The organism is Mycobacterium xenopi, assembly GCF_009936235.1.
Lineage (GTDB): Bacteria > Actinomycetota > Actinomycetes > Mycobacteriales > Mycobacteriaceae > Mycobacterium > Mycobacterium xenopi.
The window spans coordinates 2,228,149-2,249,116 of sequence record NZ_AP022314.1; the positions used below are offsets into that span (position 1 = coordinate 2,228,149).

Consider the following 20,968-nt stretch of genomic DNA (forward strand, 5'->3'; position numbering starts at 1 on the left):
CCGACCGTCGCCGGGCCCGCATCGGGCTAGTGCTGACCCCCGCGTTCGCCGTTGGGGGAACCGTTGCCGCCCTCTTGGCGCTCCCGCAGCGCGGTGAGCGCTCGCTGCTCGGCGGCGTGGGCCGCCTCGCGCAGTGCCGCGTCTTCCGACGGCGGGTCGGCGAACAAGAAGCTGCCTGACCCCGGCGACCCCGCCGACCCGAGTTTGTTCATCTTGTTGGGCACCGGTGCGCCCTGGTATTCCAGCGGGATCGGGTGGCCGTGCTCGTCGACCGGACCCAGCGGCTGGTGCAACTCGATGTAGGCGCCGTGCGGCAACCGCTTGATGATGCCGGTCTCGATGCCGTGTTCGAGCACCGCCCGGTCGCTGCGCTGCAGCCCGAGGCACCACCGGTAGGTGACGAAGTAGACGACCGGCGGCAACACCACCATGCCGATGCGACCGATCCATGTCGTCGCGTTCAGTGAGATGTGGAACTTCCACGCGATGATGTCGTTCATCGCGCTCAGCGTGAGCACCATGTAGAACGCGATCGCCATCGCCCCCACCGAGGTGCGCACCGGGACATCGCGGGGCCGCTGCAACAGGTTGTGGTGCGCGTAGTCGCCGCTGAACCGCTTCTCCAGGAACGGGTAGATGATCAGCAGCACGAAAATCAGGCCCATGATCAGCGCCACCCACACCGGGGCCGGGATGGTGTGGTGCCAGAAGTAGAACTCCCACGGCGGCCAGATGCGGGCCAGGCCTTCGGTCCACATCATGTAAAAGTCGGGCTGCGAACCCGCCGACACCTGAGATGGCTTGTAGGGGCCTAGGTTCCAGATCGGGTTGATCTGCAACAGCCCTCCCATCAGGCCGAGGACCGCGGTCACCAGCGCGAAGAACGCCCCGGACTTGACCGCGAACACCGGCATCACCCGCACGCCCACGACGTTGTCTTCGGTGCGGCCAGGCCCGGGGAACTGGGTGTGCTTCTGGAACCACACCAACGCCAGGTGTAGTGCGATCAGCGCCAGGATGATGCCCGGGAAGAGCAGGATATGAATGGCGTAGAGCCGCGGAATCAGGATGTCGCCCGGGAAGTCACCGCCCATCAGCGCCCAGTGCAACCAGGTTCCGATCACCGGCATGCCCAGGGTGATCGACGACAGCGCCGCGCGCAGCCCGATACCGGAGAGCAGGTCGTCGGGCAGCGAATAGCCGAAGTAACCCTCGAACATGGCCAAGATCAACAGCAGCGAGCCGATGATCCAGTTCGTCTCGCGGGGCCGGCGAAACGCGCCGGTGAAGAAGATGCGGGCCAGGTGCACCATGATCGCCGCGGCGAACATCAGCGCCGCCCAGTGGTGGATCTGGCGGACGAACAGCCCGCCGCGGACTTCGAAGGAGATGTCGAGCGCCGATTCGTAGGCCCGTGACATCGCCACCCCGCGCAACGGTTGGTAGACACCGTTGTAGGTGACTTCTGTCATCGACGGGTCGAAGAACAACGTCAGATAGACGCCGGTGATCAGCAACACGATGAAGGAATACAGCGCGATCTCGCCGAGCAGAAACGACCAGTGTGTCGGGAACACCTTGTTGAGCTGGCGGCGCAGCGCCGCCGACGGGTGATAACGCGTGTCGATGTCGTCGGCTTGCCGGGCCAGGATGCGGCCGATATCGAGTTTCGGGCTCATGTTGTGCGCTCCCAGAAGGCCGGTCCCACGGGCTCGATGAAATCGCCGTTGGCGACGAAATACCCGTTGGTGTCGATAGTGATGGGCAGCTGCGCCAGTGCGCGCGCAGCCGGACCGAATATGGGTTTGGCGTACTCCAGCGCGTTGAACTGCGACTGGTGGCACGGGCACAGGATGCGATAGGACTGCTGCTCGTAAAGCGAAGAGGGGCAACCCAAATGCGAGCACACCTTGGTGAACGCGAAAAACTCGCCGAAGTTGAAGCTCTCCTGGCCCTTGCGCTTGACGACCTTGGGCATGTCAGTTGGCCGGATGCGGATGAGCATCACCGGATTGCGGACGCCCATCGTGATGGCCAACAGCTTTTCGTGTGATTCCGGGGTGGTGCCGTCACCGTCGGATTCCCGCCACGGAAAGACCGTTTCCATGCCGCCGGCGTCAATGTCTTCCGGGCGCATCTTGACAAACGGCGGGCCGGCGTGTCGGCCGGTGGCGCGGGCCAGGTAGATCGTTTCACCCGGATATCGGGGAGTCCAGCCCGACGTCCACAGCACCGCCTTCTTGCCTTGCGCGGTCTGCACCACCGGTTTCCACGGGTTTTTGATGAGACCGCCGACAAACGCCACCAGCGTGCCCACCCCGAACGCGCCAAGACCGATGCCCAGTGAGAGCCCAATCATCTTGCGGCGTCGCAGCGTTGAGCTTTCGAGCGCATCGGTCAGGTTGGCCGCCACCGTCTTGCGGTGGATTTCGGGGGAGCGGTTGTCGTGGCGCTCCTGAATCGAAATCTCTTCGGGGATGAACTTTTTCTGAAACAGCACCGCGCCGACCGCGATCGACATGATGGAAAGCCCGAACGTCAGACCGTAAAGCGGCGTGGTCAGCGAGTAGAGGAAGCTGCCGCTGGCTTCCTTGGGCTTGTACTCCCAGGGCCAAAACAAAAACACCAGCAGCAGCGCCAGGCCGAAGAAACCGCCCGCCAAAAGCCACAGTGCCACTTGGCGTTCCGCGCGTTTTTCGGCCCGGGTGCCCTGCACCGGCCAGCGTGGTTGCTTGTAAACGGTTTCCACGCCGTCCAACCGGCCGCCCAGCGCGACGAGTTCTTCGCGCGACATCGCCGCCAGAGCCGCCTCGTCGGGCTCTTGGTGCCGGTCCGCGTCGGTGCGGGCCTGATCTCCGATGTCGGTCATGATCGCGCCCCAATCCACAGTGCTACGCCGATGACGGCGACCATCCCGATGATCCACATCGCCATGCCCTCGGGGGCAGGACCGAAGCCGCCCAGACCGTAGCCGCCGGGCTGGCGCTCTTCGGTGACGGTCTTGACGTAGGCGATGATGTCTTTCTTCGCGTCGAGCGACAGCTGCCGGTCGGAGAACTTCGGCATGTTCTGCGGCCCGGACAGCATCGCGGCAAGGATTTGCTGCTCGTTGGCCGGCCCCAAGTCGGGCGCGTACTTACCCGACGACAGTGCCCCGCCCTTGCCGGTGAAGTTGTGGCACGACGCGCAGTTCAGCCGAAACAGATCACCGCCACGGCCTAAATCCTTGCCGCGCAATGATTTTTGAGCGAGGCTTCCGTCCGGCTCGCGTACCAGGGTGGGGCCGCCACCGTTGGCTTGCACATAGGCGCCCAGCGCCTCGATCTGCGCCTCGTCGAAGATCGGGTCTTTGCGTGGCGCCTGGGCTTCACCACGCACGGCGGGCATCCGGCCGGTGGAGACCTGGAAGTACACGGCTGCCTCACCGACGCCGATCAAGCTGGGCCCGCGACCGGGCACGCCCTGCAGGTTGGCGCCGTGGCAGGTCACACACGACGTGTCGAATAGCTGCTTACCCGTGCGCAAAAGCGCCGACGAGGACTCGTCGGCGACCGCCACCTGCGGTTTGGGTGTCAAAACCGCGGCCAGCCCGCCGGCCAGCGCCAACGCTGCCACCAGCAGCAGCCCGCCTGACAAGCGGCGGCGAAGACGTCGCCGTGAGCGGTTTGTTTTCAACCGAGCACTCCTGTTCGTCGGGCGCCTGCTCATCGGATGAAGTAGATCGTGGTGAACAGCGCGATCCACACGATGTCGACGAAATGCCAGTAATAGGAAACGACGATCCCGGCGGTGGCCTGCGCGGGCGTGAACTTGCTCATCGCGGTGCGGGCGAGCAGGAAGATGAAGGCGATCAGCCCGCCGATCACGTGCAATCCGTGGAAGCCGGTGGCCAGGTAGAACACGCTGCCGTAGGCGCTGCCCGGGATCGTGGTGCCGTGACTGCTCAGGTGGTAGTACTCGTAGCCCTGGCCGAGCACGAAGAACAGACCCATCAAGAACGTGACCACATACCAGCGGCGCAGGCCGAACACGTCGCCGCGCTCGGCGGCGAATACGCCCATCTGGCAGGTGAACGACGACGCGATCAGCACCAGGGTGACCGGCACCGCCTGGTAGAGGTTCAGGTGGGTGGGGTGAGGCGGCCAGTTGCCGCCGGCCTGGGCTCGCGCGGTGAAATACATCGCGAACAGCCCGGCAAAGAACATCAGCTCGCTGGAGAGCCAGACAATGGTGCCGACGCTAACCATGTTGGGCCGGTTCAGCGAATGCACACGCGAAGTGATCGCAGTTCCCGAGGTCCCCACAGCGCTGGTCACATCCGCAAGTATGACGCTTTGTAGTTGATGATCTCCACCCGGGGCGGCATTTGACCGGGCGGGTCGCGCTGGCCGTTCGGCGACAAGCGCCGTTCGTGGGACGATCGGCGCGTGGCCGTGTCACATCAACCGCCGCCATCCGGTGAGCCAGGCGGTTCGTCATGGCCGCAGGTGCTGGGCCGGTTGACCGTCGGGCACGACCTCACCCGCGGCCAGGCCGCCTGGGCGATGGAACAGATCATGACCGGCGCCGCGACCCCCGCGCAGATCGCGGCTTTCGGGGTGGCGCTGACGATGAAGCTGCCGACCCCCGCCGAGGTGGGCGAGCTGGCCGACGTCATGCTGCGCCACGCGCGCCGGCTGCCGGCCGGTGTCGGCGCCGACGCGGTCGACGTGGTCGGTACCGGCGGTGACGGGGTCAGCACCGTCAACCTGTCGACGATGGCGGCGATCGTGGTGGCGGCCGCCGGCGTGCCGGTGGTCAAACACGGCAACCGGGCGGCGTCGTCGCTGGCCGGCGGCGCCGACACGCTGGAGGCGCTCGGGGTGCGCATCGATCTGGGTCCCGACGAGGTGGCGCGCAGTGTAGCCGACGTCGGTATCGGGTTCTGCTTCGCGCCGACGTTTCACCCGTCGTACCGGTACGCCTCGGCGGTGAGACGCGAGGTCGGGGTGCCGACGGTGTTCAATCTGCTTGGGCCGCTGACGAATCCGGGTCAGCCGCGGGCGGGTCTGATCGGCTGCGCGTTCGCGGATCTGGCCGAGGTGATGGCGACGGTGTTCGCCGCTCGCCGCTCCAGCGTGTTGGTGGTGCACGGCGATGACGGGCTCGACGAGTTGACCACCACCACGACCAGCACCATCTGGCGGGTTCAAGCGGGCACCGTGGACAAGTTGACGTTCGATCCGGCCGGCTTCGGGTTCGCCCGTGCCGAGTTGGGGGACTTGCTGGGCGGCGACGCGGCAGCGAACGCGGCCGAGGCGCGTTCGGTGCTGGCCGGGGCCCAAGGGCCGGTGCGCGACGCCGTCGTACTCAATGCCGCCGGCGCGATCGTCGCCCACGCCGGGCTATCCAGCCGCGCCGAATGGCTGCCGGCGTGGGAGGACGGGCTGGCCCGCGCCGCCGCGGCGATCGACAGCGGCGCGGCCGAACAGCTTCTCGCGCGGTGGGTGCGGTTCAGTCAAACCGTTTGACTGCCAGTCGTTTACGGCCTGTTCGGCCGCCGCCCGCGCCGAGCGGGCGGCCGCCGCCCACGCCGCCCACGGTCCGGCCGACCGCAGCGGCGAGGCCCAGCCCGCCGCGTCGTCGGCGCCGTGGCAGCACACGACGCGCACGCCCGGTGCCGCCAGCCAGCGCGCTATCAGTGCCGTTTCCTCGACCAGCGCGCCGCCCAACGGTGCAGCGGTCGGCACGATCGCCTGGGCGCCGGCCCGGATGGCCTCGACGACCGGCATCGGCGGCACCCCGCGGGCAGCGCAGCCCGCCGCAGCGAGTTGGCCATGGCGGATCACGGCGAGCTGCCAGCCGCCGCGCCCGTCGGGCGCGGCGGCCACCAGCTCCGGCAGCGCGGCCAGCGCCCGCAGGCGCTGGCCGCGCCACAGTGCGTCGATCGCGGTGGCGGTGCGGTCGCGCAGCCTCGCGGCGCTTTCGTAGCGACGCCGCTCGGCCAGTGCGGCGACCTGTTCGACGGCCGCGGCCAGCGCGCTGTTGTCCGAGCCGTCGATCAGGTCGGCGGCGCGACGGGCCGCCGGGGCGTACTGCTCGGCAGTGATGTCGCGGCCGGCCGGGCACGGCGACACCTCACGCCGCGGGCAGGCCGGTCCGTGCCGCGCGGAGCGCGCGAGGCGGCGGGTGCAGGTGCGGATCCCGGTGAACCGTGCCAGCAGGGCGGCGGTGTCGGCGGCGTCGGCGCGGGACCGAAACGGGCCCACCGCGCGGTCGTCGCGGGGGCCCGCACCACCGACAGCCGCGGGAACGCCTCGTCGGTCAATACCACCCACCACCAGCGGTGCGGGAACCGTGAGCGGCGGTTGTAGGGCGGGGCATGCGCGGCCAGCAGCCGCAGCTCACGCACGCCGGCTTCCAGCGCGTGCGCGCACTCGACATGGTCGATGCGGCCGGCCAGCGCGACCAGCTCCCTGGTCCGTGCACGCCGGTCCGCGCCGTTGAAGTACTGAATCACCCTGCGGCGCAAGTCGATTGCCGTGCCAACGTAGAGGACCTCGCCGGAAGGTGCCCGAAACAGGTAGACCCCGGGCCGGTGCGGCAAATCCTCGGCGAGGGTGCGTTTGCTGCGTTGAGCCGGGGTGAGGCCGGGCAGATACGCGCGCAGGTCGGCGTAGGTGTGCACACCCTGGTTGCCGACCCGCTCGAGCAGCGCATGCAACACCTCGACGGTGGCGCGGGCGTCGGCGAGGGCGCGGTGCGTGGGCTGGCTGGCGACGGCGAACAGCCGCGCCAGCGCGGCAAGCTGCACGCTGGGTGCTTCCTCGCGGCTGAGCACCCGGCGCGCCAGCCCCACCGTGCACAGCACCGGCGGCCGCGGCCAGGGGATGTGTAAGCGCTCGGCGGCGGCACGCAGGAACGCCAGGTCGAAGCGGGCATTGTGGGCCACCAGCACCGCGCCGCGGGCGAAGTCGAAAAACATCGGCAGCACCGCGCCGATCGTGGGCGCGTCGCACACCATGGCCGTGGTGATGCCGGTGAGCCGCACGATCTGCGGCGGGATGTCGCGCTGCGGGTCGACCAGCGTGGCGAACTCGCCCAGCACCGCGCCACCGCGGACCTTCACCGCTCCGATCTCGGTGATCGCGTCGGCCGCTGTCTCCGCGGCACCGGTCGCACGTCCCCCCGTGGTCTCCAGGTCGACCACGACGAACGTTGTCTCGCGCAACGGCACCTCGGCGGCCGGATCCAGCTCGGCGAAGCTCAGCTGCGTGGCACCCACAGTTGCGCACGTTAGGCACCGGCACCGACGTTTACCGGTTCCCGCGCCGGCACCGCCGCCACCGCGGCCCGCTCGTCACCAAGAAATGTCGGTGCCCGCGTTTAGCGTGCAGGTAGCCGCGGGCGCACAGACTCGAAAGGACCGACTGTCATGGCCCAAACCAGCAGAATCAGCCACATAACCAGCGCGCCACCGGAACAGTCCGGACCGGTCGTCATCGACTGCGACGCGTGCGCGGTCCGCGGCCGCGGATGCCGCGACTGCGTCGTCAGCGTGTTGTTGGGTGTGCCGGAAACGCTGCTCGCCGACGAGCGCGCCGCGTTGGAGGTGCTCGCCGACGCCGGCCTGGCACCCAGGCTGCGGTTGGTGCCGGTTCAGCGGGACTTCGGGGGCCGCCGCGACGAGGGTCCGAAATCTTGCTGATTTCTTAATGTTCCGTTGTTGGCCAATGCCTATACCATTTCGTAACCTGTCTGAGACCTAAAGCAGACTCGACGTTCTCGTCGACGGGTTAAAGGATGCGAAATTTTGGGGTCGGGGCTCGACGGTAGACGCTGGGGTACATGCGGTATCAAGCGCTCCGCCGTCGGCGTGATAGCCGGCTTCGTCGCCCTCTCCGGTGCTCTCTCCGCTAATGTGCTGGCTGACCCTTCAGATGACGCGCTAGCGAAGCTCAATGAACTGTCGCGCCAGGCCGAGCAGACCACTGAGGCCATGCACAGCGCCCAGCTCGACCTGAACGAAAAGCTGGCTGCGCAGCGCGCTGCCGAGAAAAAGCACGCCGACGCTCAGGCCGACCTGGAGGCTGCGAAGGCACGACTGGCAACCTTTCAGGCGTCTGTCAACAAGTTTGCTGCCGCGATGTATATGGGTGGTCGCACCGACGGCATGGAGGCCATCCTGACCGCCGAGTCGCCGCAGCAGCTGATCAGCAAGCTGGCCGTGCAGCGGGTGATATCGACCGAGATGGCGACCCAGATGGCGAGCTATCGGGCGGCCGGAGAGGCTGCCGCTAAGGCCGAACAGGCATCGGCCAAATCGGCGGCCGACGCCAAGACCGCCGCCGAGCAGGCCGCCGCGGTGCGGGCCAGCCTGCAATCCAAGCAGAGTCGGCTGCAGCTGCAGATCGCCGTCGTCAAGTCGCAGTATCAGTCGCTGACCCCGGGGCAGCGCGCCGCGCTGGCCGATCCCGGGCCGGCCCCGCCGCCGACGGCATTGGCCGCCGCCACCGCACCGCAGGCATTGGCACCGGGTGGTTCGCCGGCCGGCGGGGCAGCCGGAGCAGGCGTGCCCGACGCGTTACCGCCGGGCGGTTCCGGCGAGGGCGCGGCGGCGATCGCGGTGCAGGCGGCCCTCACCCAGGTCGGCCAGCCCTACGCGTGGGGTGGCGCCGCGCCCGGCGGGTTCGACTGCTCCGGCCTGGTGATGTGGGCGTTCCAGCAGGCCGGCATCCCGCTGCCGCACTCCAGCCAGGCACTGGCGCACGGCGGGCAGCCGGTCGCGCTGTCGGACCTGCAGCCCGGTGACGTGCTGACCTTCTACTCCGACGCGTCCCATGCCGGCATATACATCGGCGACGGCCTGATGGTCCATTCGTCGACCTATGGCCAGCCGGTACGGGTGGTCCCCATGACCTCGTCCGGCCCCATCTACAACGCGCGCCGCTACTGAAAATCCTGAGCGCTCTGGCCTGGTCGTTTCGCCACCGGTGGCAGCCGGCGTTACTGGCGAGCGCACTTGTCGTCGAACTGAGCCTGTCGGCAACGGTGGTGGCCACCCCCCGCGACCACCCGGCGTCCGCCACAGCCGGGGACACCGTCTCGACGCTCGTCGTCGCGGGCGAGCGCACGGTGCGACTCGTCGCCCGTGGCGGTTCGAACACCGACCGGCTTTTGAGCCGCGTCGCGGCTGGCATCGGCGCGGCCGTCGACGCCGTGGAGGCGTTTTGGGGAAAGCAGTGGACGCGTGAAATCACCGTCGTGGCAACCGGTTCGCAGCGGGAGTTTGTCGCCGCAGCCGGCGCCGGGACCGGGTCGCAATGGGCTGATATCGCGGCGGTCACCGTTGCCGACCGGGTTGACCCCGATCACCGGGTCGCGGTCGGCCAGCGCATCGTGTTCGCGCCCGGCGCCGCCGCGATGAGCGACGCGGCGTTGCGAATCGTATTGCGCCACGAGCTTTTCCACTACGCGGCGCGCGCCGACACGGCGCTTGACGCGCCGCGCTGGCTCACCGAGGGGGTGGCCGACTTCGTTGCGCGGCCACCGACGTCGGCGGCGGGGGCTGCGGCACTGGCCACGACGTTGCCGTCGGACGCCGACCTCGACGCACCCGGGCCACAGCGCTCGCTGGCCTATGACAGGGCGTGGTGGTTCACCCGCTTCGTGGCCGACGCATATGGGGCGGCGACGCTGCGTCGGCTCTATGTCGCTGCCGGCGGCGCTGGACATGTCGACGCCGTCGCCGCGATGCGCACGGTGCTGCGCGGTGACCCCGCCGACCTGCTTGCGCGCTGGCAGCGGTGGCTTACCGGCTAGCCTTTCCCGGTGGCCCGGGTCTTGCTGGTGACCAACGATTTTCCGCCGCGGCGTGGCGGCATTCAGTCCTACCTGGAGGAGCTCGTGCGCAGGATCGTCGGCACCGGGTCGCACGCGGTGACGGTGTATGCGCCCCAGTGGAAAGGCGCCGACGCCTTCGACGCAGGGGCGACCGGCTATCGGGTGGTGCGTCATCCGGGCACGTTGATGCTGCCCGGACCGGCCGTCGATACCCGCATGCGCCGGCTGATCGCCGAGCACGACATCGACACCGTGTGGTTCGGCGCGGCGGCGCCGCTAGCGCTGCTGGCGGATCGGGCTCGGCAGGCCGGGGCGACTCGGGTGCTGGCCAGCACCCACGGGCATGAGGTGGGCTGGTCGATGCTGCCGGTGGCCCGCTCGGTGTTGCGGCGCATCGGCGACAGTACCGACGTCGTCACGTACGTCAGCCGCTACACGCGCGCCCGGTTCGCCTCGGCGTTCGGGCCCACGGCCGCACTGGAATACCTGCCGCCCGGGGTGGACACCGACCGGTTCCGGCCCGACCCGGCCAGTCGTGCCAGACTGCGGGCCCGCTACGGTCTGGGCCGACGGCCCACGGTGGTATGCCTGTCGCGGCTGGTCCCGCGCAAGGGTCAGGACGTCCTGATCCGGGCGCTGCCGTCGATCCGCCGGCGGGTCGACGGCGCGGCGCTGGTCATCGTCGGCGGCGGTCCCTACCTGTCCGCGCTGCGGCGTCTGGCCCAGCGCTACCGGGTGACCGAGCACGTGGTCTTCACCGGCGCAGTATCGGGCGCCGAGCTACCCGCGCATCATGCGATGGCGGACGTGTTCGCGATGCCCTGCCGCACCCGCGGCGCCGGGCTGGACGTCGAAGGGCTGGGCATCGTGTTCCTGGAAGCGTCCGCGACCGGCGTGCCGGTGGTTGCCGGGTGCTCGGGTGGAGCGCCGGAGACGGTGCAGCACAACACAACTGGGCTCATTGTCGACGGTCGGTCGGTGGATAAGGTTGCCGATGCGGTTGGTGGGCTCCTGGCCGATCCGGGTCGGGCGGCCGTGATGGGCGCTGCCGGGCGGGACTGGGTGACGGCCAACTGGCGATGGGACACGCTGGCTGCCCGCATGGCCGCGCTGTTGGCGGGCTAAATGATGCCGCAGACGCAAAAGCCCTCAAATGCCACCAGTTTTGGGTACCTTGACGCTTCTCGCGGATCTAGGTGGCGTAGATGGCTTCGATGTCGGAGGCGAACTTCTCCGTCACCACCTTCCGTTTGACCTTCATCGTCGGGGTCAGCTCACCGGTGTCTTCGGTGAAGTCGACCGGCAGAATGCGGAACTTGCGGATCGACTCGGCATGCGAGACAGCCAAATTGGCTTGTTTGACTGCCGCGTCCACCTCGGCGACCAAGTCGGGATCGGTGGCCAGGTCACCCACCGACATGTCAGCGGCCTTGCTGTTGCGCTGTTTCCAGCCCTCGAACGCCTCAGAGTCGATGGTGATCAACGCCCCGACGAACGGCCTGGCGTCGCCGACGACCATCGCCTGGCTGATCAACGGATGAGCCCGCAACTGGTCCTCAAGTATCGCGGGGGCGACATTCTTACCGCCCCCGGTGACGATGATCTCCTTCTTGCGGCCGGTGATGGTCAAAAAGCCGTCTTCGTCGACGGCGCCGAGGTCGCCGGTTTTGAACCAGCCGTCGGTGAATGATTCTGCGGTGGCTTGCTCGTTGTGCCAGTAGCCGCCGAACACGACGCCGCCGCGAACCAGCAGCTCGTTGTCGTCGGCGATGCGCATACTGTTGCCGGGCAACAGTTTTCCGACGGTACCGATCTTCAAGTCGCCCACCCGGTTAACGGTGATGGCCGCACTGGTTTCGGTCAATCCATAGCCCTCGTAGACCGTCAGGCCGACCCCACGATAGAAGTGGCCCAGCCGGGCGCCCAATGGGGCGCCGCCCGAGATGGACGCCCGACAGTCGCCGCCCAGCGCCGCACGCAACTTGTGATACACCAGCCGATCGAATACCGCATGTTTGGCCCGTAGCAGCAGGCCCGCTCCGCCGCGGTCCTGGGCCTCACTCCAGTCGATGGCAGTCTGAGCGGCGATGTCGAAAATCCGTCCCTTGCCTTCGTTGGCGGCATTTTGTGCAGCGGTGTTGTACACCTTCTCGAAGACCCGCGGCACCGAGACCACGATCGTCGGTTTGAACACCCCGAACATCGGCACGAGATTCTTGATGTCGCTGGTAAAACCGACCGTGACCTTATTGACGAACGCGGCCATCGTGATGGCACGGGCGAGCACGTGAGCCAGGGGCAAAAAGACCAGCAGCCGCTCGCCCTTGGTCAGCAGTGTGGGCAGGACTTCTTTGGCGCCGCGGGTCTCATAGACGAGGTTGGAATGGGTGAGTTGGCAACCCTTGGGCCGCCCAGTAGTTCCTGAGGTGTAGATCAGCGTCGCCGGGTCGGCGCTGCGCAACGCCGCGACCCGACTGGAAACTTCATCAGGGTCGACCGAGGCGCCTTCCTCCGCGAGTTGGTCGAGCGCCTTGCGGCCCGAGCCGTCGATGTGCAGCACCCGACGCAATGCCGGCAGCTGTCCGGTGAGCTCGGTGACCATCGCTGCGTGCGCGTCGGTTTCCGCGAAGGCCAGCACTGCCTCGGAGTCCTGCAGCACCCAGCGCACCTGCTCGGCCGACGACGTTTCATAGATCGGAACGGTGACAGCGCCGACGGACAGGATCGCGAAATCAAGGATCGCCCACTCGTAGCGGGTGGCCGAAAAGATGGCTACCCGATCGCCAGGCTTCACTCCTAGTGCTATCAAACCGCTCGCAGCAGAACGGATTTGGGTTGCGACAGCGGAACAGGTGACATCTGTCCAAGCGCCGTCGACCAGCCGCTGGAAGATTACGTAATCGGGGTCGTCACGCTCGTGTTCAAAGATTGACGCCACGATGCTGTCGTGTTCGCCGACGGTAAATGGGGCGGGAACACTGAACTCACGCACTCTTTTGACCTCGCTTTGACCTCGCATGACGTGTCCGGCCACGCCGGTTCGATGCCACCCAGCCTAGTGGCGATCGCAAGCGCGGCGGAGCCGGGCGCGGCGGGTCGCCACCGTAGGTCTAGTGGCGATCGCAAGCGCGGCGGAGCCGGGCGCGGCGGGTCGCCACCGTAGGTCTAGTGGCGATCGCAAGCGCGGCGGAGCCGGGCGCGGCGGGTCGCCACCGTAGGTCTAGTGGCGATCGCAAGCGCGGCGGAGCCGGGCGCGGCGGGTCGCCACTGTAGGTCTAGTGGCGATCGCAAGCGCGGCGGAGCCGGGCGCGGCGGGTCGCCACATGCACAACCGCATGCGACGCGGAACGCCGTGCGTGCGCAGCCCAGGTCTGGTGGGCGTCGGCGCTGCTGTGTGAAGCTGGAATGGTGCACAGCATCCAAGTCGCCGACGAGACGTTTGTGGCTGCCGAGGCCGCACGGGTCGGGCGCGCGATCGCCGATCCGGCCAGCTGGCGGCGTTGGTGGCCTGACTTGCGTCTGGAGGTCGTTGAGGATCGTGGCGACAAAGGAATCAGATGGGCAGTGACCGGGGCGCTCAGCGGCACGATGGAGATCTGGCTAGAACCGTCGCTGGACGGGGTGTTGCTGCATTATTTCCTGCATGCTGAGCCCTCGGGTGTCTCTGCCTGGCAATTGGCTCGGATGAACCTGGCCCGTATGACCCACCGCAGGCGGGTCGCCGGCAAGAAGATGGCCTTTGAAGTAAAGGCCGCCGTAGAGCGGTCCCGGCCCATCGGGGTTTCTCCGGTGGCTTAGCCCGGTCGTAGTCGCGGGAGTACCGTTTCTGCCGAAGGGGCAGAAGGTCTCCCGCCGGACTGCTGTAGGTGAGGCCCGCGCTCACTGACGGGAGAAGGAAGCAATCAGGTGGCGGAGAAGACGACGCAGACCATCTACATCGATGCGGATCCACGCACAGTGATGGATGTCATCGCCGACATCGGCTCCTATCCCGAGTGGGTTTCGGAGTACAAAGAGGCCGAAATACTGGAAACCGACGCCGAGGGCTACCCGAAGGTGGCGCGTTTCGTGATGGATGCGGCCGTGCTCAAAGACACCCTGGTGTTCTCCTACGACTGGCCCAAAGACCGCGGCTCGGTCCGCTGGTCGCTGGTGTCGAGTTCGCTGCTCAAATCGCTCGACGGCGCATACCGTCTGGCGCCCAACGGATCTGGCACTGATGTCACCTACGAGCTCACGGTCGATTTGGCTGTCCCGATGATCGGCTTGCTCAAGCGCAAGGCTGAGCGCAGGCTGACCGATACCGCGTTGAAGGACCTGAAGAAACGAGTCGAGGCTGAGTGAGTCTGCAGCGCCTGCCCTGGCCCGAATCAGTCTCTTCGTCGGCAAGGGTGGGGTAGGAAAGTCAACCCTGGCGGCCGCCACCGCTGTGCGGGACGCCTGCGCCGGTCAGCGGGTACTGGTCGTGTCTACCGACCAAGCGCACTCGCTCGGCGACGTGCTGGGCGTCGCCGTCCCGCCGACGGGTCGGCGCGAGCCGGTTCGGGTGCTCGCCGATGACGCCGACGTTGGCGGCCGCTTCCTTGACGCGTTGGCACTGGACACGCTGGCGTTGCTGGAGGCCCGTTGGCGCGATGTGGTTGGCGCGCTGGGTCGGCGGTTTCCGGACTCGGAATTGGGCACCATCGCGCCCGAAGAACTCTCCGCACTTCCGGGCGTCCAGGAAGTGCTGGGCCTGCACGAGGTGGGCGAACTGGCGGCGGCCGGGCAGTGGGATCACATTGTGGTCGACTGTGCCTCCACCGCCGACGCGTTACGCATGCTCACCCTGCCCTCCGCGTTCGGGCTGTACGTGGAACGCGCCTGGCCGCGTCATCGCAGGCTTGCGATCACCGCGGGCGACACCCGCTCGGCCGCACTGGTGGAACTGCTTGAGCGCATCAGCGCCAGCGTTGAGCGGCTCAGCTTGCTGCTGACCGATAGTGACGTGGTCGGTGCGCATCTGGTGCTGACCGCGGAACGTGTGGTGGCGGCCGAAGCGGTCCGCACACTCGGCTCACTGTCGCTGATGGGTGTGCGCGTCCGTGAGTTGATCGTGAACCAGATTTTGGTGCAAGACGATTCGTACGAGTACCGCAACTTGCCCGAGCATCCCGCTTTCGCCTGGTACGCCGAGCGCATCAGCGAGCAGCAAGCTGTCCTCGACGAGCTCGACGCCGCTATCGGTGACGTGGCGCTGGTACTGGCTCCGCACCTGCCCGGTGAACCGATTGGCCCCAAGGCGCTGGGCGAGTTGCTCGAGAGTGTCCGGCGTCGTGACGGGTCGGCGCCGCCTGGGCCGTTGCGTCCCACCGTGGACCTCGAATCGGGATCGGGACTGCACTCGGTGTACCGATTGCGGTTAGAGTTGCCCCAACTCGATCCTGGCGCGCTCACCTTGGGCCGCGTTGACGACGACCTGATCATCGGTGTCGGCGGAATGCGGCGCCGAGTCCGGTTGGCGTCGGTGTTGCGGCGGTGCACGGTGTTGGACGCCCACCTTCGAGGCAACGAGCTGACGGTGCGGTTTCGGCCCGATCCGGACGTGTGGCCAGCATGACCGGTGACGATGCTTAAGCGATGCGAATGGGGAGGAGCGGCGCTTGTGACCGGTGTTCATCCCGACATTGGTCCAGAATTGCGCAAACTGGCGCAGACCATTCTGGACGGCATCGACCCCGCCGTGCGCGCAGCAGCCGCGCGCGCCTCGGGCGACGGAGTCGGCACCGGTAAGTGTCAGCAAGTGTGGTGCCCGGTGTGTGCGCTGGCAGCGCTGGTGACCGGTGATCAGCACCCCTTGCTGACCGTCATAGCTGACCACAGCGTCGCGCTACTGGCGGTGATCCGCGCCATCATCGACGACATGGACCGCTCCGCGCCGCCGCCGAGCCCGGAGGGGCCGCCCGGTGGCGGCGCAACCGCGGCGGCCGACGCGTCGGCGCCGAGTCGCTACCAGCCCATCCCGGTCACCGTCGAGGAATAGCTGTCGCCCGCTGTTAGTGGTCGCATCCACCCTGGGTGGGTACAGTTGGCGCAGAACACCGACAGGTGTGGGTGCGAGGGAGGGTCCATGTGGTACTGGCTATTCAAGTACATCTTCATGGGCCCGCTGCTTGCACTCCTTGGTCGACCGAAAGTCGAAGGGCTGGAAAGCGTTCCGCGCACGGGGCCCGCGATCCTAGCCAGTAACCATCTCGCTGTCGCGGACAGCTTCTACCTGCCGCTGGTGGTGCGGCGTCGGATCACCTTCCTGGCCAAGCGGGAATACTTCACCGGCACTGGGCTGAAAGGCTGGTTTATTCGGTGGTTTTACAGCACCACTGGGCAGGTGCCGATCGACCGTTCCAGTGGTGACGCGGCACAGGCGGCACTGGAAACGGCGGAGCGCCTGCTCAACGAGGGGAAGTTACTTGGCATGTACCCGGAGGGCACCCGCTCGCCTGACGGTCGGCTGTACAAGGGCAAGACCGGGCTGGCCCGGCTGGCGTTGCACACCGGCGTTCCGGTGATCCCGGTGGCGATGATCGGCACCGACAAGGTGAACCCGCCCGGCAGCAAGATGTGGCGGTTCGCCAAGGTGACCGTTCGGTTTGGCAAGCCGATGGATTTTTCCCGTTTCGAAGGGCTGGCTGGCAACCTCTTCATCGAACGAGCCGTCACCGACGAGGTGATGTACGAATTGATGCGGCTGTCGGGTCAGGAATACGTCGACATCTACGCGGCCACCGTCAAGAACGGCCACACCGCCGACGAGTCCGGCTCGGACAGCGAGACGCCCGCCCGGATTCCGGAAACTGCGGCCGGCTGATCCGGCACGTCCGCGGACTATTCAGCCAACCACCGACGCAGCGGTCCGGCGGGCTGCGGTCGGCGCGTCGACCGCTGTGGTGCGAGCAGCGGTGATGGTGATTCCGGCCGTGACAATTGCCGCCAGCGCCCACCACACGTAGGACGCGCCGAGTAGTTGACGCCACCACGCAGCAGTCGTTTCGTGGTGCTTGGGCATGAGGTCGATCGGCGTCCACACCGACAGGGCCGCCCCGGCACAACTGACCGCAGCAACAGCCGCACTGCGCCGGCGCCAGGCCAGCACCGCGGTGACCAGGATCGCCGGCAGTATCCACACCCAGTGGTGTGACCACGACACCGGGGAGACCACCAACCCGAAAAGCGCGACGCAGATGACCGCCAGGGCCGGCTCACCGGCGCGCAAGACACGCCGCGTCGCCCATACCGTCACGGCGAGCACAAGAAGGCACCCAAACACCCACAGCACGAATCGTTCCCGCTCACCCAGGCCGGACCGCGCCAGCGCGCCAGCGATGTTCTGGTTGGTGTTCAGCGTGGCCGCGCCGATCCGGTCGGTATTGCGCACCGTGTTGGTCCAGTACTCCCAGGAGTCGGCCCAGGCCAGCACGAAGCCGCCAGGGTCGCCGCCACAAAAGAGCCCAGCGCCGTCAGCGTCGCGCGTCCGTCGCGCCGCAGCGCGAAATAGAGCAGAAACACCGCAGGCGTGAGTTTCAGCGCGATGCCCAATCCCAGCAGCACGCCGCGCGGCCAGCGGGTACGGCGCGGCAGGCAGTCGGCGATCACCAGCGTCATCAGCACGACGTTGATCTGACCGTAGGCGAAGTTCGATTTGATCGGCTCCAGCCAGATCGCCGCGGCCGCCACCACGGCCAGCGCCAGCCACCATCGCCGCCACCAGGCTGGTCCGGGCAGCAGGCGGGAAAAGGTCCACACCTCCAGGCGGGTCAAGACGATCATGATCGAGACGACGAGCAGCACCAAGGTCGTGCAGGTGATCGCCACGCTGGCCGCCGGCATCCGTAACCAGGCGAACGGGCAGAACACGATGGCTGCTAGCGGCGGATAGGTGAACGGCAGGTTCAGCCCGATGGGGGTGTGGAACAAAACGTCTTTGTAGAGCGGGCGGTTGTCCAGCCATGCTCGCGCGCCCATCTGATAGACGTCGATGTCGATGCGGTACGGGATGTGTCCCAGCAGCCCCCAACCCGCGTAGCACATCGCCGCGACGACCAGCAGCGGGAGTACACACCACACGGCGATCCACCCGATGGCTGCCCGTCCGCGCCCCGCGCCCATGTCGGGCGACCGCTGTTCGCTCATGTCGGAGAACACCCTATCGGTGAGGGTGGCACCAAAGCGGCATGGTTAGCGGCGCTGGGCGCGCTGTGGGCGTACGTTTTTTAGGTGCTCGAATGGTTGCAACACGACATCATCGACCGCGGTCGCTTGCCGTTGCTGTGCTGCCTTGTCGCGTTCATCCTGACTTTCGCCGTGACGCGCAGCTTCGTGCGCTACATCCGTCATCGCGCCGATGCTGGGCTGCCCGCCAAATGGTGGCAACCCCGCAACCTCTACATCGGGTCCGTCCACATCCACCATGTGGTCGTCGGGGTCGTGCTGGTGATGATCTCCGGTGTGACGCTGGTAACGTTGTCCATCACCGGGAATCAACTCGAAATTACCTTAGCAGCAACGTTTTTCGGTATCGGTGCGGCCTTGGTTCTCGATGAGTACGCATTGATCCTGCATCTGTCGGACGTGTACTGGGAAGAAGACGGCCGCACCTCGGTCGATGCGGTGTTCGCCGCGGTGGCGGTGGGCGGACTGCTGGTGCTCGGCTTGCATCCGCTGATGTTCTTTCTGGCCGCCTGGCAGGACACGCACTCGCCGCTGATGCACGCCGCGGTTATCGCGGGTCTGGTGCTCACACCGCCGCTGGCCGTGGTGGTGTTGCTCAAGGGCAAGGTGTGGACGGGCCTGATCGGCATGTTCTTCGTCGCGCTGCTGGTCGTCGGGGCGATCCGGTTGTCTCGTCCACATGCTCCGTGGGCCCGTTGGCGATACAACACCCAGCTTGACAAGATGCGGCGGGCGCTGGAGCGGGAGCGCAACCTGCGCCGGCCCGTAATCGGGGCCAAGCTGTGGCTGCAGAACATGGTGGCCGGTGCGCCGCGGCTTCCCGACGAGCGGATGGTCGACGCGGAACTCGACCGCGAAGTCCACGCCGCGCCGCCGCCGCCCGACGGCATCCAGCGCGCCGTCGCAGCCCACAGTGGCGGCAGTTAGGCTCCGGCCGTGCGGTATTTCTACGACACGGAATTCATCGAGGACGGCCGCACCATCGACCTGATCTCGATCGGGGTGGCGGCCGAAGATGGCCGCGAATACTACGCCGTGTCCACCGAGTTTGACGCCGCCCGCGCAGGCAGCTGGGTGCGCACGCACGTGCTTCCCAAGCTTCCGCCGCCCGCGTCGCAGCTGTGGCGCTCGCGTTCACAGATCCGCATTGACCTGGAGAAATTCTTCCGAATCAATGACGGCGAGCCGATCGAGTTGTGGGCCTGGGTCGGCGCGTACGACCACGTGGCGCTGTGTCAGCTGTGGGGTCCGATGACGCAGCTGCCGGCGGCGATGCCGCGGTTTACCCGGGAGCTGCGCCAGTTCTGGGAAGACCGCGGGTCTCCGCGGATGCCGCGCCGCCCCGCCGACACCCACGACGCGCTGGTCGATGCCCGCGACCAGCTTCGGCGGTTCCGGCTAATCGCTGCGGCGGGCAACCCCCGCGCGCAAGCCGCCGCCGACTGACCGGGCCTGGCCCGGAGCGCGTTAGCCGGTCGGGCGGCCATCGTGCCCAGTTACCATGTACGGATGAACTGGACCGTCGACATCCCGATAGACCAGTTGCCGGCGCTGCCGCCGCTGCCGCCGGAGCTGCGGGCCCGGCTGGACGCTGCATTGGCGAAACCGGCCGCCCAGCAGCCCACCTGGCCGGCCGACCAAGCCAAGGCGATGCGCACGGTCCTGGAAAGCGTGCCGCCGGTGACGGTGCCGTCCGAGATCGTGCGGCTCCAAGAGCTGCTCGCCCAGGTTGCGCGCGGCGAAGCCTTTTTCCTGCAGGGCGGTGACTGCGCGGAGACGTTCACCGACAACACCGAACCGCATATCCGCGGCAATATCCGCACCCTGCTACAGATGGCGGTCGTGCTGACCTACGGCGCCAGCATGCCGGTGGTCAAGGTGGCCAGGATCGCGGGCCAATACGCCAAGCCGCGCTCCGCCGACGTCGACGCGCTGGGTCTGCGGTCCTACCGCGGCGACATGATCAACGGGTTCGCCCCGGATGCGACAGCCCGGGAGCACGACCCGTCGCGGCTGGTGCGGGCCTACGCCAACGCCAGCGCGGCGATGAACCTGGTGCGGGCGTTGACGTCGTCGGGGCTGGCGTCGCTGAACCGGGTGCTGGACTGGAACCGGGAATTCGTGCGCACGTCGCCGGCCGGTGCACGGTACGAAGCGCTGGCATCCGAGATTGACCGCGGGTTGGCGTTCATGAGCGCCTGCGGCGTGGCCGACCGCAACCTGCAGACCGCGGAAATTTACGCCAGCCATGAGGCGCTGGTGCTTGACTACGAACGCGCGATGCTGCGGCTCTCCGGGGAGCCCGACGGCGAGCCGAAGCTCTATGACCTTTCGGCGCACTATCTTTGGGTCGGGGAACGGACCCGCCAGCTTGACGGGGCGCATATCGCGTTCGCCGAAGTGATCGCCAACCCGATCGGCGTCAAGATCGGCCCCACAATGACTCCGGAGCTGGCCGTCGAATACGTCGAGCGGCTCGACCCGCACAACAAGCCGGGCCGGCTGACGTTGGTGAGCCGACTGGGCAACAACAAGGTCCGCGACCTGCTGCCGCCAATCATCGAAAAGGTCGAAGCCACAGGTCATCAGGTGATTTGGCAATGCGACCCGATGCACGGCAACACCCACGAGTCGTCGACCGGCTACAAAACCCGCCACTTCGACCGCATCGTCGACGAGGTTCAGGGCTTCTTCGAGGTGCACCGGGCGTTGGGCACCCACCCGGGTGGCATCCACGTCGAGATCACCGGCGAAGACGTTACCGAGTGCCTGGGCGGTGCCCAGGACATCTCCGACTCCGACCTGGCGGGCCGTTACGAGACCGCATGTGACCCGCGGCTGAATACTCAGCAATCGTTGGAGTTGGCATTTCTGGTCGCCGAGATGTTGCGCGACTAGCAACTCGAGCAACTGACGAGCGGTCGCCAAAGGCCCGAAA

General features: G+C 67.3%; 19 protein-coding genes and 1 pseudogene. 13 read left to right on the forward strand and 7 right to left on the reverse strand.

The genetic code is table 11. The features are described 5' to 3' along the window. Positions 1-26: 26 nt before the first annotated feature. Genes qcrB through ctaE form a run of 4 tightly spaced genes read right to left on the reverse strand, consistent with a single transcriptional unit; the run spans position 27 to position 4,316 of the window. Entirely contained in the window at positions 27-1,679 is a 1,653-nt protein-coding gene (gene qcrB / locus MYXE_RS10330) for a cytochrome bc1 complex cytochrome b subunit (protein WP_003918756.1), read from the reverse strand. Then, positions 1,676-2,869, reverse strand: coding sequence for a cytochrome bc1 complex Rieske iron-sulfur subunit (qcrA, locus tag MYXE_RS10335; protein WP_039889383.1), 1,194 nt, complete (start codon positions 2,867-2,869; stop codon positions 1,676-1,678). The genes qcrB and qcrA overlap by 4 nt, the downstream gene beginning before the upstream one ends. Further along, a complete protein-coding gene (qcrC, locus tag MYXE_RS10340; protein WP_081485225.1) occupies positions 2,866-3,708 on the reverse strand; it encodes a cytochrome bc1 complex diheme cytochrome c subunit in 843 nt (280 codons plus the stop codon). Before qcrC ends, qcrA begins: the two co-directional genes overlap by 4 nt. Further along, the gene (ctaE, locus tag MYXE_RS10345) at positions 3,705-4,316 is read right to left on the reverse strand and encodes an aa3-type cytochrome oxidase subunit III (RefSeq protein WP_003918753.1); all 612 of its coding nucleotides are present in this window, start codon (positions 4,314-4,316) and stop codon (positions 3,705-3,707) included. Before ctaE ends, qcrC begins: the two co-directional genes overlap by 4 nt. Positions 4,317-4,427: 111 nt before the next feature. Between ctaE and trpD the strand changes: the two genes are divergently transcribed. Then, entirely contained in the window at positions 4,428-5,510 is a 1,083-nt protein-coding gene (gene trpD / locus MYXE_RS24435; protein WP_003918752.1) for an anthranilate phosphoribosyltransferase, read from the forward strand. Between the two features lie 530 nt (positions 5,511-6,040). Here trpD and MYXE_RS10355 read toward each other — a convergent pair. Continuing rightward, on the reverse strand, positions 6,041-7,264 hold the full coding sequence (locus MYXE_RS10355; RefSeq protein ID WP_232061783.1) for a DEDD exonuclease domain-containing protein: 1,224 nt from the start codon (positions 7,262-7,264) through the stop codon (positions 6,041-6,043). Positions 7,265-7,414: 150 nt separating this feature from the next. Between MYXE_RS10355 and MYXE_RS10360 the strand changes: the two genes are divergently transcribed. The 4 genes from MYXE_RS10360 to pimB all read left to right on the forward strand — a co-directional run bounded on the left by MYXE_RS10360 (position 7,415) and on the right by pimB (position 10,947). After that, entirely contained in the window at positions 7,415-7,687 is a 273-nt protein-coding gene (locus MYXE_RS10360) for a hypothetical protein (protein WP_003918750.1), read from the forward strand. A gap of 147 nt (positions 7,688-7,834) precedes the next feature. Then, positions 7,835-8,935 carry a peptidoglycan hydrolase RipC gene (gene ripC, locus MYXE_RS10365; RefSeq protein WP_112650028.1) on the forward strand — a complete coding sequence of 367 codons (1,101 nt, stop codon included), beginning with the start codon at positions 7,835-7,837 and terminating at the stop codon, positions 8,933-8,935. A gap of 95 nt (positions 8,936-9,030) precedes the next feature. Further along, on the forward strand, positions 9,031-9,801 hold the full coding sequence (locus tag MYXE_RS10370) for a hypothetical protein (RefSeq protein ID WP_003918748.1): 771 nt from the start codon (positions 9,031-9,033) through the stop codon (positions 9,799-9,801). Positions 9,802-9,810: 9 nt separating this feature from the next. Then, the gene (gene pimB, locus MYXE_RS10375; RefSeq protein WP_003918747.1) at positions 9,811-10,947 is read left to right on the forward strand and encodes a GDP-mannose-dependent alpha-(1-6)-phosphatidylinositol monomannoside mannosyltransferase; all 1,137 of its coding nucleotides are present in this window, start codon (positions 9,811-9,813) and stop codon (positions 10,945-10,947) included. A gap of 67 nt (positions 10,948-11,014) precedes the next feature. On the opposite strand, the gene MYXE_RS10380 is transcribed toward pimB, so the two are convergent. After that, positions 11,015-12,814 (reverse strand): AMP-dependent synthetase/ligase, encoded by a 1,800-nt coding sequence (locus MYXE_RS10380; RefSeq protein WP_085194506.1) that lies wholly within the window; start codon positions 12,812-12,814, stop codon positions 11,015-11,017. A 416-nt stretch (positions 12,815-13,230) separates the two neighbouring features. Between MYXE_RS10380 and MYXE_RS10390 the strand changes: the two genes are divergently transcribed. The 5 genes from MYXE_RS10390 (at position 13,231) to MYXE_RS10410 (ending at position 16,669) form a co-directional block, all read left to right on the forward strand. Further along, positions 13,231-13,620 (forward strand): SRPBCC family protein, encoded by a 390-nt coding sequence (locus MYXE_RS10390; RefSeq protein WP_003918745.1) that lies wholly within the window; start codon positions 13,231-13,233, stop codon positions 13,618-13,620. 108 nt (positions 13,621-13,728) lie between these two features. After that, positions 13,729-14,166, forward strand: a complete 438-nt coding sequence (locus MYXE_RS10395) for an SRPBCC family protein (RefSeq protein WP_003918744.1) — start codon at positions 13,729-13,731, stop codon at positions 14,164-14,166. Further along, complete coding sequence (locus tag MYXE_RS10400; protein WP_112649951.1) at positions 14,159-15,421, forward strand: ArsA family ATPase; 1,263 nt, start codon at positions 14,159-14,161, stop codon at positions 15,419-15,421. Before MYXE_RS10395 ends, MYXE_RS10400 begins: the two co-directional genes overlap by 8 nt. 45 nt (positions 15,422-15,466) lie before the next feature. Beyond that, on the forward strand, positions 15,467-15,844 hold the full coding sequence (locus MYXE_RS10405; protein ID WP_003918742.1) for a hypothetical protein: 378 nt from the start codon (positions 15,467-15,469) through the stop codon (positions 15,842-15,844). A gap of 87 nt (positions 15,845-15,931) precedes the next feature. Continuing rightward, positions 15,932-16,669, forward strand: coding sequence for a lysophospholipid acyltransferase family protein (locus tag MYXE_RS10410; protein WP_003918741.1), 738 nt, complete (start codon positions 15,932-15,934; stop codon positions 16,667-16,669). Positions 16,670-16,690: 21 nt separating this feature from the next. Here MYXE_RS10410 and MYXE_RS10415 read toward each other — a convergent pair. Beyond that, positions 16,691-17,991, reverse strand: a pseudogene (locus tag MYXE_RS10415) (glycosyltransferase 87 family protein). Between the two features lie 84 nt (positions 17,992-18,075). Between MYXE_RS10415 and MYXE_RS10420 the strand changes: the two are divergent. The 3 genes from MYXE_RS10420 (at position 18,076) to MYXE_RS10430 (ending at position 20,928) form a co-directional block, all read left to right on the forward strand. Beyond that, the gene (locus MYXE_RS10420) at positions 18,076-18,957 is read left to right on the forward strand and encodes a hypothetical protein (RefSeq protein ID WP_085194454.1); all 882 of its coding nucleotides are present in this window, start codon (positions 18,076-18,078) and stop codon (positions 18,955-18,957) included. Positions 18,958-18,966: 9 nt separating this feature from the next. After that, the gene (locus MYXE_RS10425; protein ID WP_003918738.1) at positions 18,967-19,476 is read left to right on the forward strand and encodes a polyadenylate-specific 3'-exoribonuclease AS; all 510 of its coding nucleotides are present in this window, start codon (positions 18,967-18,969) and stop codon (positions 19,474-19,476) included. 63 nt (positions 19,477-19,539) lie between these two features. After that, a complete protein-coding gene (locus tag MYXE_RS10430; RefSeq protein ID WP_003918737.1) occupies positions 19,540-20,928 on the forward strand; it encodes a class II 3-deoxy-7-phosphoheptulonate synthase in 1,389 nt (462 codons plus the stop codon). Positions 20,929-20,968 lie beyond the last annotated feature (40 nt).

What these genes read in the sequence shown, in the direction of transcription:
- MYXE_RS10360 (WP_003918750.1), top strand. Translation starts at nt 7,415, where the DNA reads ATGGCCCAAACCAGCAGAATCAGCCACATAACCAGCGCGCCACCGGAA.
- qcrA (WP_039889383.1), bottom strand. Translation starts at nt 2,869, where the DNA reads ATGACCGACATCGGAGATCAGGCCCGCACCGACGCGGACCGGCACCAA.
- qcrC (WP_081485225.1), bottom strand. Translation starts at nt 3,708, where the DNA reads ATGAGCAGGCGCCCGACGAACAGGAGTGCTCGGTTGAAAACAAACCGC.
- MYXE_RS10430 (WP_003918737.1), top strand. Translation starts at nt 19,540, where the DNA reads ATGAACTGGACCGTCGACATCCCGATAGACCAGTTGCCGGCGCTGCCG.
- MYXE_RS10410 (WP_003918741.1), top strand. Translation starts at nt 15,932, where the DNA reads ATGTGGTACTGGCTATTCAAGTACATCTTCATGGGCCCGCTGCTTGCA.
- qcrB (WP_003918756.1), bottom strand. Translation starts at nt 1,679, where the DNA reads ATGAGCCCGAAACTCGATATCGGCCGCATCCTGGCCCGGCAAGCCGAC.